At 68.3% G+C, this 15866-nt stretch carries 12 protein-coding genes and 5 pseudogenes; 10 read left to right on the top strand and 7 right to left on the bottom strand.

Annotated elements, in window-relative coordinates; genetic code table 11:
- The first annotated feature begins 144 nt into the window (after positions 1-144).
- Positions 145-1437: an IS256 family transposase gene (locus ACZ4V6_RS35965; RefSeq protein WP_467835401.1), complete on the top strand. Its 1293-nt coding sequence runs from the start codon at positions 145-147 to the stop codon at positions 1435-1437.
- 293 nt (positions 1438-1730) lie between these two features.
- On the opposite strand, the pseudogene ACZ4V6_RS35960 reads toward ACZ4V6_RS35965, so the two are convergent.
- The 4 genes and pseudogenes from ACZ4V6_RS35960 to ACZ4V6_RS35945 form a co-directional block, all read right to left on the bottom strand.
- A pseudogene (locus ACZ4V6_RS35960) lies at positions 1731-1990 on the bottom strand (IS30 family transposase); the annotation flags it as partial.
- Positions 1991-2932: 942 nt separating this feature from the next.
- A pseudogene (locus ACZ4V6_RS35955) lies at positions 2933-3277 on the bottom strand (RHS repeat-associated core domain-containing protein); the annotation flags it as partial.
- Between the two features lie 604 nt (positions 3278-3881).
- Positions 3882-4019: a hypothetical protein gene (locus ACZ4V6_RS35950; RefSeq protein WP_467835399.1), complete on the bottom strand. Its 138-nt coding sequence runs from the start codon at positions 4017-4019 to the stop codon at positions 3882-3884.
- An 86-nt stretch (positions 4020-4105) separates the two neighbouring features.
- The gene (locus tag ACZ4V6_RS35945; RefSeq protein ID WP_467835397.1) at positions 4106-7348 is read right to left on the bottom strand and encodes an RHS repeat-associated core domain-containing protein; all 3243 of its coding nucleotides are present in this window, start codon (positions 7346-7348) and stop codon (positions 4106-4108) included.
- A 616-nt stretch (positions 7349-7964) separates the two neighbouring features.
- On the opposite strand from ACZ4V6_RS35945, the gene ACZ4V6_RS35940 reads away from it, so the two are divergent.
- The 7 genes and pseudogenes from ACZ4V6_RS35940 to ACZ4V6_RS35910 all read left to right on the top strand — a co-directional run bounded on the left by ACZ4V6_RS35940 (position 7965) and on the right by ACZ4V6_RS35910 (position 12872).
- Complete coding sequence (locus tag ACZ4V6_RS35940) at positions 7965-8279, top strand: hypothetical protein (protein WP_467835394.1); 315 nt, start codon at positions 7965-7967, stop codon at positions 8277-8279.
- A 1326-nt stretch (positions 8280-9605) separates the two neighbouring features.
- The gene (locus ACZ4V6_RS35935; protein ID WP_467835392.1) at positions 9606-9791 is read left to right on the top strand and encodes a hypothetical protein; all 186 of its coding nucleotides are present in this window, start codon (positions 9606-9608) and stop codon (positions 9789-9791) included.
- Positions 9788-10132: an SH3 domain-containing protein gene (locus tag ACZ4V6_RS35930; protein WP_467835389.1), complete on the top strand. Its 345-nt coding sequence runs from the start codon at positions 9788-9790 to the stop codon at positions 10130-10132. Before ACZ4V6_RS35935 ends, ACZ4V6_RS35930 begins: the two co-directional genes overlap by 4 nt.
- Positions 10133-10302: 170 nt before the next feature.
- Positions 10303-10500, top strand: a pseudogene (locus tag ACZ4V6_RS35925) (toxin Doc); the annotation flags it as partial.
- Positions 10501-10729: 229 nt separating this feature from the next.
- Positions 10730-11728 carry a YdcF family protein gene (locus tag ACZ4V6_RS35920; RefSeq protein ID WP_467835387.1) on the top strand — a complete coding sequence of 333 codons (999 nt, stop codon included), beginning with the start codon at positions 10730-10732 and terminating at the stop codon, positions 11726-11728.
- A gap of 149 nt (positions 11729-11877) precedes the next feature.
- Positions 11878-12462, top strand: coding sequence for a dihydrofolate reductase family protein (locus ACZ4V6_RS35915; RefSeq protein ID WP_077801899.1), 585 nt, complete (start codon positions 11878-11880; stop codon positions 12460-12462).
- Complete coding sequence (locus ACZ4V6_RS35910) at positions 12459-12872, top strand: VOC family protein (protein WP_467835384.1); 414 nt, start codon at positions 12459-12461, stop codon at positions 12870-12872. Before ACZ4V6_RS35915 ends, ACZ4V6_RS35910 begins: the two co-directional genes overlap by 4 nt.
- Before the next feature lie 123 nt (positions 12873-12995).
- On the opposite strand, the gene ACZ4V6_RS35905 is transcribed toward ACZ4V6_RS35910, so the two are convergent.
- Together ACZ4V6_RS35905 and ACZ4V6_RS35900 are read right to left on the bottom strand one after the other, a co-directional pair.
- Positions 12996-13190 carry a GNAT family N-acetyltransferase gene (locus ACZ4V6_RS35905; protein ID WP_467835382.1) on the bottom strand — a complete coding sequence of 65 codons (195 nt, stop codon included), beginning with the start codon at positions 13188-13190 and terminating at the stop codon, positions 12996-12998.
- A 121-nt stretch (positions 13191-13311) separates the two neighbouring features.
- The gene (locus ACZ4V6_RS35900) at positions 13312-13551 is read right to left on the bottom strand and encodes a GNAT family N-acetyltransferase (protein WP_467835381.1); all 240 of its coding nucleotides are present in this window, start codon (positions 13549-13551) and stop codon (positions 13312-13314) included.
- Positions 13552-14695: 1144 nt separating this feature from the next.
- Here ACZ4V6_RS35900 and ACZ4V6_RS35895 point away from each other — a divergent pair.
- Both ACZ4V6_RS35895 and ACZ4V6_RS35890 read left to right on the top strand, forming a co-directional pair.
- On the top strand, positions 14696-15151 hold the full coding sequence (locus ACZ4V6_RS35895) for a hypothetical protein (RefSeq protein WP_467835379.1): 456 nt from the start codon (positions 14696-14698) through the stop codon (positions 15149-15151).
- A 35-nt stretch (positions 15152-15186) separates the two neighbouring features.
- Positions 15187-15705 (top strand): annotated as a pseudogene (locus ACZ4V6_RS35890) (hypothetical protein); the annotation flags it as partial.
- A gap of 23 nt (positions 15706-15728) precedes the next feature.
- Here the strand turns inward: ACZ4V6_RS35890 and ACZ4V6_RS35885 are convergent.
- A pseudogene (locus tag ACZ4V6_RS35885) lies at positions 15729-15866 on the bottom strand (IS630 family transposase); the annotation flags it as partial.

Below are 15866 nucleotides of genomic sequence, written 5' to 3'. Positions count from 1 at the left end.
CATATCTGCAAGCGCCTTCGCCTCAGCGCCTCCATCCAGTTCCGGTCAGACGCCCCGGCACCTCGTCCGAGCCGCTGCGTCCTCCTTGCCGCGGCAGGGACTGTAAATCGTTCGGTGTAACTCCTGATCATGGAGGATGCATCGATGACCAGTGAGAACGTGGCCGAGCAGATCGCTGCCGAGTCGGCAGCGGCTGTGTCGGCGAAGGCCGTGGACGACCAGCTGATCGACGAGCTGGTGAGCCGCGCCCAGGCCGAGGGCCTGCAGTTGACCGGTGAGGGCGGGCTGTTGCAGCAGCTGACCAAGCGGCTGCTGGAGTCCACCCTGGAGGGCGAGACCACCGACCACCTCGGCTATGACAAGCACGATCCGGTGGGCAAGAACGGCGGTAACTCACGCAACGGCACACGCTCCAAGACCGTGCTGACCGAGGTGGGGCCGGTGGAGATCGTCGTGCCCCGCGACCGGGACGGCTCCTTCGAGCCGAAGATCGTCAAGAAGCGGCAGAAGCGCCTGACCGGGGTCGACGAGATGGTGATCTCGCTGGCCGCGAAGGGCCTGACCACCGGCGAGGTGCAGGCCCACCTGGCCGAGGTCTACGGCGCTGACGTCTCCCGCCAGACCATCTCCACCATCACCGACAAGGTGCTCGAGGGCATGGCCGAGTGGCAGAGCAGGCCCCTCGACACCGTCTATCCGGTCGTCTTCATCGACGCCATCCACGTGAAGATTCGCGACGGCGCGGTCGCCAACCGGCCGATCTATGTGGCCCTCGCGGTCACGGTTGAGGGCCGGCGGGAGATCCTGGGCCTGTGGGCCGGCGACGGCGGCGAGGGCGCCAAGCACTGGCTGCACATCCTCACCGAGATCAAGAACCGCGGCGTCAGCGACGTCCTCATGCTGGTCTGCGACGGGCTCAAGGGCCTGCCCGAGGCGGTGGAGACCGACTGGCCGCGGACCATCGTGCAGACCTGTGTGGTGCACCTGCTGCGGAACTCCTTCCGCTATGCCGCCCGCCAGGACTGGGACAAGATCGCCAGGCTTCTGAAGCCGGTCTACACGGCGCCGACCGAGGAGGCCGCCCTGGAGCGGTTCGCCGAGTTCGCCGACGCCTGGGGCCGGAAGTATCTGGCGATCGTGAAGCTGTGGGAGAACGCCTGGGAAGAGTTCACCCCGTTCCTGCGGTTCGGCACCGAGATCCGCCGCATCGTCTGCACCACCAACGCGATCGAGTCGGTGAATGCTCGCATCCGCCGGGCGGTCAAGGCCCGTGGGCACTTCCCCAACGAGCAGGCCGCCCTGAAGTGCGTCTACATGGCGATCATGTCCCTCGACCCCACGGGCAAGGGCCAGGCCCGCTGGACCATGCGCTGGAAGACCGCGTTGAACGCCTTCGGCATCACCTTCGACGGCCGCCTGTCGGCAGCCCGCCAGTAACACCAACTACCCCAGTTACACCGCTCGTTTGACAGACCCCTGACCGGGCCGGACGAGCGGCCGGGAGCGGCGTTGGCACTGGCCGCTCCAGGCGCCTTCCCGAGCCCGGCCAGCCGCAGAACTTGGCTCTTCTGGCACGGCCCCCGGCCGTCGACGACCGCAGTGCCGCAGGCGGAACAGCAAGAAACCCCTCCCCGCAAGCAGGGAGGGGTTTCTCGCATGGAGCTACGGGCAGGCCTCGCGCCCGCATGCTACTGCCGCCGTGTCGGCCTCTGTATCCAGTCGACGATTTAGATCCGCTCGTCCTGGCTCAGGCATCGCACCGAGGAAACGGACGGCGGCCCCACCGGGCGAACCGGTGGGGCCGCCCTGTTCCGCCGGGCGGACCACGGCCGTTGCGCCAGCGCCTGCCGGTCTTCGAGTTCACCCCGATGATCCGGCACGCGTCCTCGTTGCTCATACCCTGCTGCATGAACTGGAAGTATGCAGCTCGCTCAGCAGAGAGCTTCTTGCGGCCCTGAGGGCCCCGCGCCTTCCGAATCTCGAAGTCCATCACATCCCCTGAACTGGGGCGTTGCGACGACCACTAGAACGGAAAAAGTCTTGCCTGGAGCAGGTCCGCAGGCGCGACAGCCAGCCGACGGTCTAGCTTTCTGCGGTCGCACCGAGAGGAGATGGCGACGTCTACAGATTCACCGTCGCCGCCCAAGGAACACGACGGTGAGCCCACCGATCACCGCCCCCACAATAAGGCCGACAATCCAAATAGGTTCCATCTTGGAACACCCTTCGATGTGATACAGCCTCAGCCGAATATTTCTGACCACGTGTAGTCGATGGCACCTGTCACCAAGCCACCCGCGCCACCCGTGGCCGCACCGATCCCGCATCCGGCCAAGGCGCCCGGACCCGTCCAAGGCGCCCGGACCCGTCCAGATCGAGCCGAGAGCGCCCGCTGCGCAGCCTCCGGCTCCGCCAGCTACTGCAGTCCCGATGGTTTTGCTGGCGAACTTACCCCAGTCCCACAAACCGTTGGGGTCTATTCGGTTGACGGGATCGCCGTCAGCGTAGAGGTAGGGGCCTGTTTTCTGAAACTGAACGATAAACCAATGGGCTTACGAGTAGGCCAATATGCGCCAGCGGAGCACATTCAGCGCGGGTTCTCAACCCTTCGGACGGCCCGCTCGAGCCACAACCTTGAGAGCCCGCCAGCAGAGAATAATTACAAACCACATTACGGCCGCACCGAGCCCGCGCGTGACTGACTGACTGACTGACTTGCACCAGCATCAGTAAGCAACCAGGTAGCGAAGAAGATGATCACCCTCCAACCGACGGATACGCCGATGATCGCGGGTAATTCACGAATGATGCTCTTCATTCTGCTTCCTCCAGTCATTTATCGCGTGAAAGGCGATGCGTAGAGGCGACCAGAAACGGGAAGATTCCGACCCTGGCCGTAATCAAACCTCAGAACAACCTACGGGATGTCAGACTAGAATTGCCAGGCCGCCCAGTTACTCTGGCATGACAGAGCTTGCCCCGTCTCACGCTTTAGGTTATTCCACGTAAGATCACCTGGATCGTCGTCTCGCAGCGAATTATTGATGTAGCAGGCCAGCCCGATCACACCTGCGGGCTTAGAGTAATTTCCGAGTACGCCGCCCACCTTCTTCGCCCCTCTTTTCAGCCAGCCCGGAATAGAGAGCAGGCCGGTAGGATCGGTCAGATTAACAGGGTCACCGGCGGCATAGAGGGAAGGGTTGGTTTCCTGGCCGGAGGGGTCGGGCTGGGTGAAGCGGCCGAGAGACGGGTCGTAGTAGCGGTGTCCCATCTTGTAATTCTGGAGGTATCCGAACCCTCGAAAACGGCCCGGACAGCGGTGGTGGGTTGGGCGGAATATGTTCCGCCCAACCCACCACTGTCGGTTCTCGTTGCCCGCCTGGTCTGCTCGTCTCAGTCGTAAGAGGCTACTTACGTCGCCCGAGAAGCACTCCAGCCAGTCCGCAACATGCACCCGCAATGAGCACGGTTGCAAGCCATACCGGACCACTGATCACAGCAATGACCGCTGCGATCATCATCAGGATTGTTCCCAGCACGGCGATGAGCTGCCCAATTTTCACACGCATGACTCCATTCCTGAGGCGCGCTCCCTGCCCCAGCGACCAGAGACCCAGTCGCGATGAGGGTCGTGCCTCCGCTTGCAGGCGCGGCCACCACCGTCCCGGCAGCACCCAAACCACCGCCGATAGCACCCAGGCCAGACGCCAGACAACCCCAGTTGATGTCGATATCAATACCGAAGAGGAGTCCGGCGGGGTCGGTGTTGTTGATGGGGTCTCCGGCGCTTCTGCCGTCGCCTATGGCGAGGTCGCCGCCGGCTGGCGGCGGGAGGAACTGGAGAAGGCCGGGGCCACCGACATCGAGGAGAGCCGACGTGCCTACTTGCCGCGCAGTGCCTTGAACGCCAGGAGCACTGCGAAGGCATAACCGACGATCGCGATGAAATAGACGACGCTCTCGCTGCTTTGAGACACGAGAAGGAGTGTGCTGAAGACAACCAGTACGCCGATGAGCACGACGTAAGTCGTACGGGACATAGTTCTCCAGGTGTCGGTCGAGAGCCGGGGCCCCCTTGAGAGAGAAGCCCCGACACACTTTTTGATCAGTCGCGCAGAGTTGTGACCCAGCCGACCACGGTTGCTGCAGCAGCAGCTGCGCCAGCGGCTGGCGCGCAAGCTCCCAAGGTCACCGCCGCACAGACAGCCCCCCCTGCGGCAATGCCGCCGGCGCCTTTCCGGATGTTTTCGCGGGTCTCACTGGAGCCGCACAGGCCGGGTCCGGCGAGCGTACCAATGATTTTGTTGTCACAGGCGTCAGTGCCACTGGGGTCGGCGAAGTTGATCGGATCCCCTTCCGCGTACAGGTACGGATTCTCCTCGAGGCCGGAGGGATCGGGCTGGGTGAAGCGCCCGAGGGTGGGGTCGTAGTAGCGCGCACCCATCTTGTACAGACCCGTCGGGTCGGCGTACGCACCCGCGTAGCGGTACGGCTGGGGGACGGCTTCGGTCGGCGTGCTTCGCGGCGCGCCGGTGGGTCCGTAGGCGTAGGTGTGGGTGCGCTTGCCGGTGTCGTCGGCGAGGCCGAGGACGTTGCCGGTGGCGTCGGTGAGGTAGTAGTAGGACTTCCCCCCAGTCGTCATGGAGTTCAGGGTGCCCGCCGGTTCGCGGATGAATCCGGTGTCCACGCCGTTGGTGGTGGTGGAGGCGAGGCCGAGGGCGGTGTGGTGGAACCACGTCGAACCCAGCTTGGTGCGCTCGGCGTTGCTGGTGCCGGCGTGGACCAGGTCGTAGGTCTTGCCGCCCGCGGTGATGCCGGCGAGTTGGCTGTAGTCGGTCCAGGTTTCGTTGGTGCGGGCGGTGGTGCCGGCGCCGGCGGTCTCGTTGCCGAGCTTGTTGTAGGACCAGCCGGTGGTGGTCCCGTTCTTCCCGGTCAGCTCGCTGGCGTCGTCGTACATGTAGGTCGTACCGCCGGGGCAGGTGTTCTTGGTGCTGTCTTGGCTGGTGAGGTTGCCGACCTTGTCGAAGCAGTACAGCCACGACGCCTTCCGCGCGCCCGCGGAGTCGGCTTCGAGGGCGTAGGTGAGGCGGTCCTGGGAGTCGTAGGTGTAGCTGGTCTTGTCCTTGGTGAGGTTGTCGGTGCGGGTGCGGATCTTGGTGGTGTCCTTGCCCGCGCTGGCGTAGCTGTAGGTCAGGTCGACGAAGGTCTGGGTGCCGGAGGTGGTCTTGATCTTTTCCGGGCGGCCGTTGTTGTCGATGGTGACGGTCTGAGTGGTGCCGCCGGGGTAGACAGTCTTGGTGCGCTTGTCGTTGTTGTTGTAGTCGAAGTCGGTCTTCTTGCCGTCCGGGGCGATCAGGTAGTCCAGGCGGCCGGCCTTGTCCCAGGTGTAGTCCGTGGTGCCGGTCGGGTCGGTGTAGTAGTCGACGTCGCCGCCCGGGGTGTAGGCGAGGGCGGTCTGGGCGCCGTTTTGCAGGGTGCGGCGTTTTTCGCGGTTGAGCTTGTCGTACTCCCAGGTGGTGGTGCCGGAGGCGTCGGTGCGGGTGGTGACGTTGCCGTCACCGTCGTAGGTGTAGGTGACCGTGGCGTTCGTGGAGGACACCTTGGTGACGCGGTCGCGGGTGTCGTAGCCGTAGACGGTGGTGATGCCGCGGCCGTCCTTGACGGTCTCCACCCGGCCCAGCGGATCGTAGGTGTAGGTCGTCTCGCCCAGCGGCGCCGGCGGCTTCACCTTCCACAGGTTGCCCTTGGTGTCGTAGGTGAAGGAAGTGATCTTGCCGTTGCCGTCCTTGACGGTGCAGCGCTGGCCCTCGAAGCCGCCGCACTTCGGGGTGACCTCGTTGTAGGTGTACTCCCGGGTCGCACCCGCCGTACCGGAGGTGGTCACCGACATCGTGTTGCCGTTGGCGTCGTACTTGAAGGAGTCCTTGCGGCCGTCGGCACTGGTGAAGTCGTTGGGCAGGTCCGTGCCGGCGACCGTCTGATAGGCCGACACGGACGCGGTCGCCCCGAGAGGGAGCTTCTGGGAGACGGCGTTGTTGCGGCCGTCCCAGCCGTAGGTCGTGGTGTTGCCGCCGGTGCCGTCCGTGCCGGTGCCCATCGCGTCGGTCGCGGTCTGGGTCAGGTGGTTCTTGTAGGTGGCGTGGCGGGAGTGCCCGAGCGGGTCGGTGACCTTGGTGACCTCGCCGTCGGCGTTGTGCGTGTAGATCGTCTCGTCGCCGTCGGGGTCGGTGAGCGTCGTCGTGCCCGCGTCCGCAGGGGTGGTAGCCGAGTAGTCGTAGCGCCAGGTCGGGCCCGTGTGGCCAGTTCCCGACGTGCCGGTGGCGCGTTGCATGGAGGTGACGCGGTTGTGGGCGTCGTAGGTGAACAGGGTGACCGTGCCCTCGGGGGTGGTCACCTTCGTCACCCGTCGGGAGCCATCGTATTCGTAGGTGGTGGCCTTGCCGGCGGTGTCGGTGGCCTTGGCGATGTTGCCGGCCGCGTCGAGGTCGAAGACGGCGGTGCGGCCGGTGTGGTCCTTGGCCTGCCACTGGTTCGGGTAGGTCTTGACCAGGTCGATCCAGCGGCCGGAGCGGGTCTCGGTCAGCTTGAAGCCCTTGTGCTCGCTGCCCTCGTCGTGCTGGTCGACGGTGATCGTGCCCTTGTTCCTGTCCGTCACCTTGAGCAGGGTGCCGTACTGGTTGTAGGTGTCCTTGGTGCCGGACTTGCGGTCGGTGAGGGTGTAGGTGCCGTCCGCGTTCTTCTTCAGGTCCTTCGAGTAGCCGGCCGGCGTGGTGTACGTGCCGTCGGCGTTGGCAGTGAAGCGCAGCAGGTCGCCGGTGGCGTCGAAGACGTCGACCTCGCCGTCGCCCACCTGCAGGTAGCGCTCGTAGGCCTGCCACCAGCGCTGGGAAACCTTGCCCCAGGGGGCTTCGAGGGAGTTGTAGGTGCGGGCCAGCTGGAGTTTCTGCCCAACGCCGGCGATGTCGAAGTCGGTGGCGGCCAGCATCAGGTTGCCGTTGGAGACATTCACCCGTGCCACCAGGGCGTCGTTCAGGCGGGTGTCGAGGATCTGGTGCCAGGGCACCTGGCCCTGTCCCTCGGGCAGGTAGTCGGTCGCTGCGGCGGCAGCCGTTGAGCGGGACGCCGAGGACTTGCCGGAGCTTTCGCCGGTGGCGCGGGCCTTCTGGGCCGCTCGCCAGGCCGCGACCTCGGCCGACGGCTTCGCTTCCGCCTCCGAATCCGGGGCCTTGACCGAACCGGCCGGCGTCGCGGGAGCCTCCACCTTGGTCGGCTTCGTCCACGGGCTCTCCGGCTCCGGCAACTGGGGCTTCGGCGTCGCCGCCAGGCCGGGAGCCGCGGCGATCGCCACGGCGGCCGTGGTGATCGCCGCGGTGAGAGCGGTTCTGTGTGTTCTCCGGGCACGCCACGTGGGCGTGCGCGCAGCACGCGAGTGCATCAGCTTCCCCCCACAGGAAGTCAGACGGGCAGTCAGAACCAGCGACCACAACGGTCACCGGTGACGCACAAGCTGTCACAGGAAGCGCACAAACCGGCGCGGCGTCCCCTGGAACATCATCTGCATGCGGTCCGGAATCAGCCCCGCCGTTTAGGCGGGACAAACCCGGCCGTTGCCGCCCCAACCATGGGCAGAGACAGGCGGAATTGACGGATCCGTTACCAAAACAAAGGGACACCTTGACTAAAACCTTGTGACCTGTGCGCCTCTTGTGAAACGGGAGGTCAGCAACCCGTCTCTTTCGGCCAGGTTCAGACCTGTCTCGTCCGTCGCCCGTGCAGCACCCAGCAGGTGTCCTCGCCGGTCACGGCGGGAAAGCAGGGGAGGCAGAAGTTGTCTCAGAGGAAGCGGCAGGCACGAGGAGCTCCTGCGGGCGCACCTTCACGCCATGCACACTTTCCCCGTCCTGCATGCGTGGCCCCCACCCCAGCCCGCGGCAACCGCCCCTGCTGTGAAGGACGTTCCCCCGATGACCGCACCGGGCAGACACATGCCCTGCTCCAGCCCCCTACACCGCCGCTCCCCCACCACGCGCCGGACCACCCGCGCCGTCCAGCAGGCCGGACGCCTGCTGTGCTGGAGCCTCGCCGCCGGCATGACCACCGCCGCCACCGACCTGCTCCTCGCACCCCGAGCACCCTGGTGGGAAGCGACGTGGCCCCTGCCCTGGTACCTCACCTGCCTGACCACCCCGGCCTGGGCCCTGCTGCGCGCCCATGAGAAGGCCGCCCTGTCTGCGCCCGACCACGACCAGCTCCAGGACAGCTGGGACCAGGCCGCGTAGAACGCACAACGCACAGGCGCCACAGCCACCCGTAAGCCTGTCCAAGGGCGGGTCTGGACACTGCCGGCATCACGCGCGCATCCAAGCAGCGGGCCGTCGCCCGGCTCCGGATGTGCCGTGCCGCACTCCGAGGTCGGCTGGGAACAGACGCAGCCGGAGCACACCGATCGGAATGCCGGGCACCGCACCGCGGTCGCGGCGGTGCTGCCTGGAGTGCTCCGCATTCGCGGCCGGGAGCAGCGGACCATGAAGATGGACGCTCAAAGAGGCAGGGAGGGCGGGTAGACGCCAGGCATGACGAGGTGGGGCTTTGCCGGGCGTGTAGTGGCCGCTTATGCGATGGGATTCGTGATGTTCCTGGGCCTGCGGCACTGGCGGGCAGGGCTGCCGTGGTCGCAGGCAGCACTGGACGCGGCCGTGTTCGCGTTCATCCCTACAGTGGGAGGGTTGGCGTTCCGCCGCGCCTTCCACCTCGGCGAGCCAAACCACCGCCCGCTCTCCGCGCTCCGACCGAAACGCTCACGCCGCTCGATCACACCCGGCAAGCAAACTGATAAGAGGCCGTAGAGGCGTGGTGGAGCGCCTGGTGTGAGGATGTCGGCACTGGCCGGCTCGGGGCTGCCGGGCGGCGCCCTGGAGATGGCCGGGGCAACCACGGAGGCGGCCGGGGACGCGGCCGACGGGAGCAGGCTATGGCCGTTGCCCTCGCCGAGCTCCAGCAGGCCGGCGGCTACCGGCGCGGCATGGCCGTGCGCCTGGCGCGCGAGCACGGCGGTGAGCGCAGCTGACAGCGCGCCGTCACCGAGGCTCGCCCGGTACGAGCACGGCCAGGACCAGGACGACGCGGACGCGACCACGCATCCGGAGCAACTCGCATCTTGACGCCCGGCACCGCAGCCCGAGGCCGGTGCTTGCTCCTCCTGGTGCGCCCGGCTCCTGGCGGCGCGAAGCGCGGAGGCCCGGGCCGACGCGCAACGGAACCAAGGGCGGCCCCGATCCCCCGGCCGCACGCCGCCCCACCGCCCGCCCGCCCCTTCCCCTTTTCTTCTTTCGGTCCGGGACTGGCGCAGGGGGTGTGCACAGGGGGATGTCGGGCTGCCGACCACGGCTCCACGGGCGTGGTGACCTGCGGATACGCCGTCAGCCGCCGCATGTGCGCGGACAGTTGTCGGCGGGGTTATGGGCCTGGTCGGCGGCGGTGTTGTCGCATCCTGACCGTGGTCGGGCCCTGGCGGTCGCCGTGGTGGTCGGGGCCGGCAGATGGCCTGCCTCGTGACCGCGGCGCCCGGACAACAGGGTGGGTACCGCTGTATGAGGGAGCGGACGATGACGGACGTCGATGCGGGCGGCCGGGACCGGCTGGCCGTGGCGGTGCTCGTGCAGTGCCGGATGGCCACCACCGAGCAGATGCACCTGATCCTGTCGCCCGAGGTACGGATCGAGCAGACACGGCGCCGCCTGGTGAAGCTGCGCGGTGAGGGGCTCATCGATCGGGTGACGCTGCCGCTGTGATCAAGGCAGGAACGACGGTGCTGGTCTCGCTGCTCCTGACCGTAGGCGGCGGCGCCGGCCCTGCGGGCGCCGCCGCGGTGCTGAAGCCGCGGGCCTGCAACACCGACGGCGCTGCCGCGCAGCTCCACGTCACGGCCCGCGCGGTGCACCTGCGGTCCGGCAAGGGCACCTCGCACACCTCGCGGGCGCTCCTGACACGCGGCACCGACTTCTACGCGGAGTGCTGGGGCCGGTTCTCGGGCCGCACCTGGTGGGCGTACGGCAAGGTCATGTCGGGGCCGCACAACGGCGAGCGGGGCTGGGTGAGTGGAGACCACGTGGCAACCGGCTACCGGCACTGAGGGGTGCTCTGGTCGCCGTCCGTGGTCAGCTGCCGAATAGTGCCACGGTGTCCGGGGAGACGTCGGCTTGAGTGCTTGCAGGCGTACCGGGTGGCGTCAGCGGCCGGCGGCGTCGCGGGCGAGTGGAATTGTCCGGCCGGTGTAGCGCAGCGCGCCCGCGTGCGGGGCCGGCCGCGCTCCTGCACACGGTCGTTCAGCTCCCCCATCGCAACAGTCTCTTCGCCGCCTTCGTGGCCGCCGACATGGGCCAGTCCGGTGAAGGCATCGACCCGCCGTACGGCGCCCTGTCGGAGCTGGTCAGGGAGGTCCGCGACAGCCGGCTGGGCATCTACGCCGTCGCTGAGGCGCTGCGCTCCTTGCGCATCTGACCCGTGCGACGGGCGTATGCCGGTCCCGGGCGACGGCGTATGCCGGTCTCCGTCGATGGCGGCAACGTACGCCCGCCTACGGCGCGTCGCGGCCGGTCTGCGAGGATGTCGGGCGGCCGTCCGCACCAGGTCCGCCGCGCTGCGCGAGCCCGGGAACGCGCAGGCGGCGACAGGCGGGCGGGGACGGGCCCAGGGGCCCCGCGGGTGGGAGAGCGGAGTGGTGCGGGACGTGCCGGAGCATCCGGAGTACCTTGCCGCGGCGGTGTTCGCCGCGGGCGGCCTCGTGCATGCCGTGCTGGCGCCGCACCGGTTCTCCACCGCGGTCCTGTTCTGCCTCGCGGTGACGTCTGCCGGACTCGGTGTGTCCGCCCGCAGCGCGCAGACCCACCACACCGTCGCCACCGTGCTCGCCGCCCTCGCACTGCTCGGGGCGCTCGCGCTGGGCCTGCTCCTGCTGGTCGACGCCGTCCTCCTGGTCCGGCGCTACGGACCGCAGACGCCGTTGCTCGCCACCGGCGCCGCCGGCTGCGCGGTGCTGGCGGTGCTCGGCCTCGACGCCGTCCTGTACGCGGTCGGCGGCGAGGTGGCGGGTGGGCTCATGGCCGCGGTGAACGCGGCCGCGGGGTACCTCTCGCTGCTCTTCCTCGTCTTCACCGGGTACGTGATCGTCCGGGGGCGCAGCACCCCGCCTCCGGGGACCACCCATGTCGTCGTCCTGGGCGCCGGGCTCGAAGGCGACCGGCCCGGTCCGTTGCTGCGGCGCAGGCTGGAGCGCGCCCTCGCGGTCGACGCGCCCGACGTACCGGACACGGATCCTGTGACGTTCGTCGTCTCGGGCGGGCAGGGCTACGACGAGGTCGTCTCCGAGGCGGACGCCATGGCCGACTACCTGCGCGCCCGCGGAGTGTCCTCCGACCGGATCGTGCGGGAGGACCGCTCTGTCAACACCAGGCAGAACCTCCGCTTCAGTGGGGCCCTCATGGAGCGCGCCGGTCCCGGCCACCGGGCCACGGTGGTCACCAGCGGCTTCCACGTCTACCGCACCACCCTGCTGGCCCGCCGCGCCGGCGTCCCCGTCGACGTCATCGGTGCGCCGACATCTCCCGCGTACTGGCTCTCTGCGACCCTGCGCGAGTTCGCCGCCGTCCTGTGGCTGGACCGGCTCCCGCTGGTCGGGCTCAGTCTGCTGCTGGCGGTGCCCGTGGCGACGGCGGTCTTCGAGCGCTGAGCGAGTCCTCGCGCCTTTCGGTGACACCCTCCTCGGTGTGCCGGTGCGATGAGTTCGCCGGTCGTCGGCAGTCTCCCCTGTACACGCACCTGGCGTCGGCCGAGCAGGGGCCGCGGGGCCGGAGGCGTGGCGGAGCGAGGGAGTCCACGATGCCCCACCCGATTCGGCTGTACATGTCGATGTCGCTCGACGGGTTCATCGCCGGGCCGGACGACCGGCCAGGTCAGGAGCTGGGGCGGGACGGTGGACGGCTCTTCGACTGGCTCGACGACCGGGAGTCCGACGGGCCGAGCGGCCAGGTCTACCGCGAGGCGCTGGCGACCGGCGCGCTGATCTCCGGCCGGCGGACCTTCGAGCTCGCCCGGCGCTGGCAGGGCGACCATCACGACGGCGTGCCCATCTTCGTCCTCACCCACCACGTGGACGACGGTGACGAGCCACCCGGCCACGCGCGGTTCGTCACCGACGTCGACGAGTGCGCCCGGCTGGCGCGCGCCGCCGCCGGGGACCGGCCCGTCATGGTGCACGGTGCGGGGGCGGCACAGGCGCTGCTGCGAGCCGGGCAGCTGGACGAGATGGAGATCCATCTGGTGCCGGTCCTCCTCGGAGGCGGCCGGCGGCTGTTCGAGCACCTCGGTGGTGAGCACACCGAGCTTGAACTCGTCCGGCGGCTCGAGGACCGGGACGTCACGCACCTCCGCTACCGGGTGCGCCGAGCCGGGGAGGCGGCGTGAGGACGCTCTTCGTCTCGTACCGCGTCACCGATCTGGAGCGCTCCCTGCGCTTCTACACCGCCCTCGGCTACGGCGTGCTGGGCCGGGTCGAGGCGGGCGACGGGAGCCGCCTGGTGATCCTGAAGTTCCCCGAGGAGACGGCGGCTTCGCTGGAGCTGGTCCACCGTCCTGCTGACGGAACCGTCGACGTGGGCAGCGGGGTCGACCACCTCGCGGTCCAGGTGGAAGGTTTGGCCGGCACCCTGGAGGCGCTGGCCGGAGCCGGTCTGGCCCCGGGGCCCGTCCTGAGTCCGGGCGGTCCCGCGGGCCCGAAGACCTCGTGGCTCACGGACCCGGACGGGTACCGGATCGAACTGGTGGAGTGGCCGGCCGGACACTCCGACGGGATGACCGCGGCGGACTTCTCCTGAGTGGCGGGCGGACCTACCCGGCTCCTGGTGGCGGTCGTCGCGGCCGGGTCCGCCGCTGCATTGCCTACGGCCGTCGCCGCCCTGGCCAGTCCGGTTCCGTCGTCGTGATGACCATCAGCTTGGTCACGTTGCCGTCGCGTCGACCACATCGCGCACAGGCCTGAAGCCCAGGCGGCGGCACATGGCGAGGCCGGCCGCGTTGTCGGCGCCGACCATGCCGTAGGCCTCCTTCAGGCCGAGGTCGTCGGCGGCGTGGCGCAGCAGGCCGCGGACCACCTCGGCGCCCAGGCCCCGGCCCCATGACTCCGCCCGCGTCATTGGGTTCTGCCACAACTTCCGTGAAGCCGGACCGATCCCCCGGAGTCCAAGGTCGGTGGCTCTGGCGAGCTGGCAGTTCAGCGGCTTGTCCAGAGGCGAGTACAAGTCCGGTCGGCGCTATTCACGGAAGTTGTGCCAGAGCCGAATTTCGTGAACAGAGCCAGCCCCAGTAGGGCGGGGCGAGCGCGGAGACATCGCTGAGGATGGCGCGGAGCAGAGTGCGGAGCTCCGCCTCGGGCACGCGGTCCTGGCCCATCCAGCGGCAGACCTCCTCGTCGCGCAGGAGCTCCACGAAGTGGTCCTCGTCCTCGGGTCGGTAGGGGCGGAAGGTGAGTTGTTCGGTGTGCAGGACGGGTGTCATGTGTGCTCCTCGGACGGTGCGGGCCAGGCGCATCATCCCCATCTCGTCCTCGCCGTCTCCCAGCGCACCGCCACCCCTTCGACAGAGAGCTGACAACGCCATGGCCCCTCACAACGATGACCGCCACCACCGGCCGCCACGGCCTGCCGCTGCGCCCCCGCTTCCGGCACAACACCGAAGACCGGTATCTCACCAGCAGCGGACACGCCTTCAGGCGCCGTGCGTTCCACTGAACCGCCGAACCACTCCCGCTCCCGGTCAACCCATCGTCCGGTGGTCCGACTCGGCGAGTCGGACCACTGCACTGTCCGGTGGATCTGCCGGCGAGGGACTACGTGAAATCCGCATAGGCGAGATGGGCTGCACAGGTCCGACATCGGAAGAGGCAGGCGGTCGGCAGGGCGGCGGCGCGGACTCGGCCAGCTCCGGGGCGGCGAAGATCCGCGGGATGGCGGTCATATAGAGGCGGCGCTCCGCACGGATCCGCTGCGCGTCGTTGACGATCGCCCACCTTATCCCGGGCACGATGTGCGTGATCCGTACGCGAACCGTACGCAGTCTGTACGGGTTGCGAGGAGCGTGACTGGTGCGCCTCAGCCCCGCCTTCGACCGCCGGATACGGGCGGTATAGCTGCATGCGATGACGCCGCGTGCAGGGCCGCCGACAGCCGGAACTCCCCCACCCGGCCCGGCCGGGGCCATCCGCCTCCGCCCAGCGAGCACCGCAGCGACCGTGGCCATGACCGCCCAGCAAGCTCCCCCGAGCGCACCACAACCGCCATGTCCTGACCAGTACGTCGCCGCGTCGCGCGCCCGCCGGTTCGAGGACGCGGACCAGGGCAGGTCTTCGACGCGCTGGGGCGTGAGACCTCGTCCTTCTCCGTCGGGGACGTCATCGAGCACCTGCTCGTCGACGAAGCCGGCCATATCTGGGTCGGTCACTTCGACGAGAACCCGGCCGAAATCCGCCGCTGGAGCGCCACGGGTCGGCTCGCCCGGACGTCGGACGGCGCCCACATCCCCGGTATCTTCGACTGCTACGCCCTGAACGGGTCGGGCACCGCCGCCTGGGCGTGCCCCTACACGGACTTCCCGCTCGTCGAGCGGGACAGCGGTTCCTCGTGAGGACGTAGCGTTCCGGGACATGGCACTCCTTGCGCTCTTCGGCCCGCCCGCGATCACGCTGCTTCTCTTCATCATCGGAGTCTTCCCGTATGCATGGTGGGTGGCCAGGAGGAAGCCCTTTCGGACGGCACGCCTAGCTGCGATCGCAAGCGCAGCAGCTGTCGCCGCCTACAGCGCCGGCACCTTCTACGGTCTCGCCTACATACGCCCGCTCGACCTTTGTGCATCGAAGACCGCCAGTGGCGACTACATGGACAGCGGGCGGGACTACAGCCTGACGTCGGCGACTGTCCACCACTTCCCCCCGTCCCTCACCTGCCACTGGAGCAGCGGCCACAGCACCAATGACGTGGCGTTCTGGACCACGCCACTGCTCTGCACAGCGCTGGCCTGCGCCGTCCTCTGCTTCGCTCTGATGCTCGTCAACCGCGCTCGACGCAGAGGGGCACTGCGGGATAACAAGTTTGTCGCGTAGACGGCTTCTTGGTGGGCAAGCGGGAGTGACTGAAGGAACTGGGCAGGCGCGCAGCCGGACTGCGTCGTGCGGCCGAGCCTCGACCGTACGGGCCACAGCGGCAAGGCCGCGGCCTGTCCCACGACGGCAGCACGGCGCACCCGCCATGACTTCACCTGGATCATCAGCGGCTTCGCCGACAACGGCTACCTGGCGGAGGTCTTCGGCGAGACATGCGTCGACAGCCCTACCGAGCTGTCGGACGCCTTACGAGCGATCGAGCGGTAACTGGGCATCCCAGACCTGTGGCCTCTGACCCCGGAGAAGTGGAATGAGGACATCTTCTGATCGAGGGCTTCCACGGCTTGGTCAGCCGGCCCGTATCCGTCCGCTTCGACTCCTGGAACAACTGCGGGTTGCACCACTCGGAGTTCCACATCGGAACCGCCCGCATCCTGCACCGGGGCAAGGTCAGCGAGCTGCTGTGTGAGGCCGTCATCGAGTACGAGCTGGCTGCCGAAGGCGAGGACCTCGGGCGCCTGGACGCCTTCGATGAGATGGCGTCTGCGGTGGTGCGGACCTCGTATTACTGAGGTTTTCACGGCGGGGTCGGTGGGGTGATAGCCAGACCTGTGGCGGTGAGGCAGCCGTCGACCAGGTGGGGGCGGAGCTGGATCCTGCGTAACTCGCGGCGGAGGGTGCGGTCGAGGTCGTCGGATGTGTCGAAGGCGGTGTT

Source organism: Streptomyces sp. NPDC029152, assembly GCF_055564355.1.
Note: the sequence above shows the minus strand (reverse complement) of the source record. Positions and strands in the feature narration are given on the sequence as shown.

What these genes read in the sequence shown, in the direction of transcription:
- ACZ4V6_RS35895 (WP_467835379.1), top strand. Translation starts at nt 14,696, where the DNA reads ATGGCACTCCTTGCGCTCTTCGGCCCGCCCGCGATCACGCTGCTTCTC.
- ACZ4V6_RS35900 (WP_467835381.1), bottom strand. Translation starts at nt 13,551, where the DNA reads ATGACACCCGTCCTGCACACCGAACAACTCACCTTCCGCCCCTACCGA.
- ACZ4V6_RS35965 (WP_467835401.1), top strand. Translation starts at nt 145, where the DNA reads ATGACCAGTGAGAACGTGGCCGAGCAGATCGCTGCCGAGTCGGCAGCG.
- ACZ4V6_RS35915 (WP_077801899.1), top strand. Translation starts at nt 11,878, where the DNA reads ATGCCCCACCCGATTCGGCTGTACATGTCGATGTCGCTCGACGGGTTC.
- ACZ4V6_RS35905 (WP_467835382.1), bottom strand. Translation starts at nt 13,190, where the DNA reads ATGACGCGGGCGGAGTCATGGGGCCGGGGCCTGGGCGCCGAGGTGGTC.
- ACZ4V6_RS35935 (WP_467835392.1), top strand. Translation starts at nt 9,606, where the DNA reads ATGACGGACGTCGATGCGGGCGGCCGGGACCGGCTGGCCGTGGCGGTG.
- ACZ4V6_RS35940 (WP_467835394.1), top strand. Translation starts at nt 7,965, where the DNA reads ATGACCGCACCGGGCAGACACATGCCCTGCTCCAGCCCCCTACACCGC.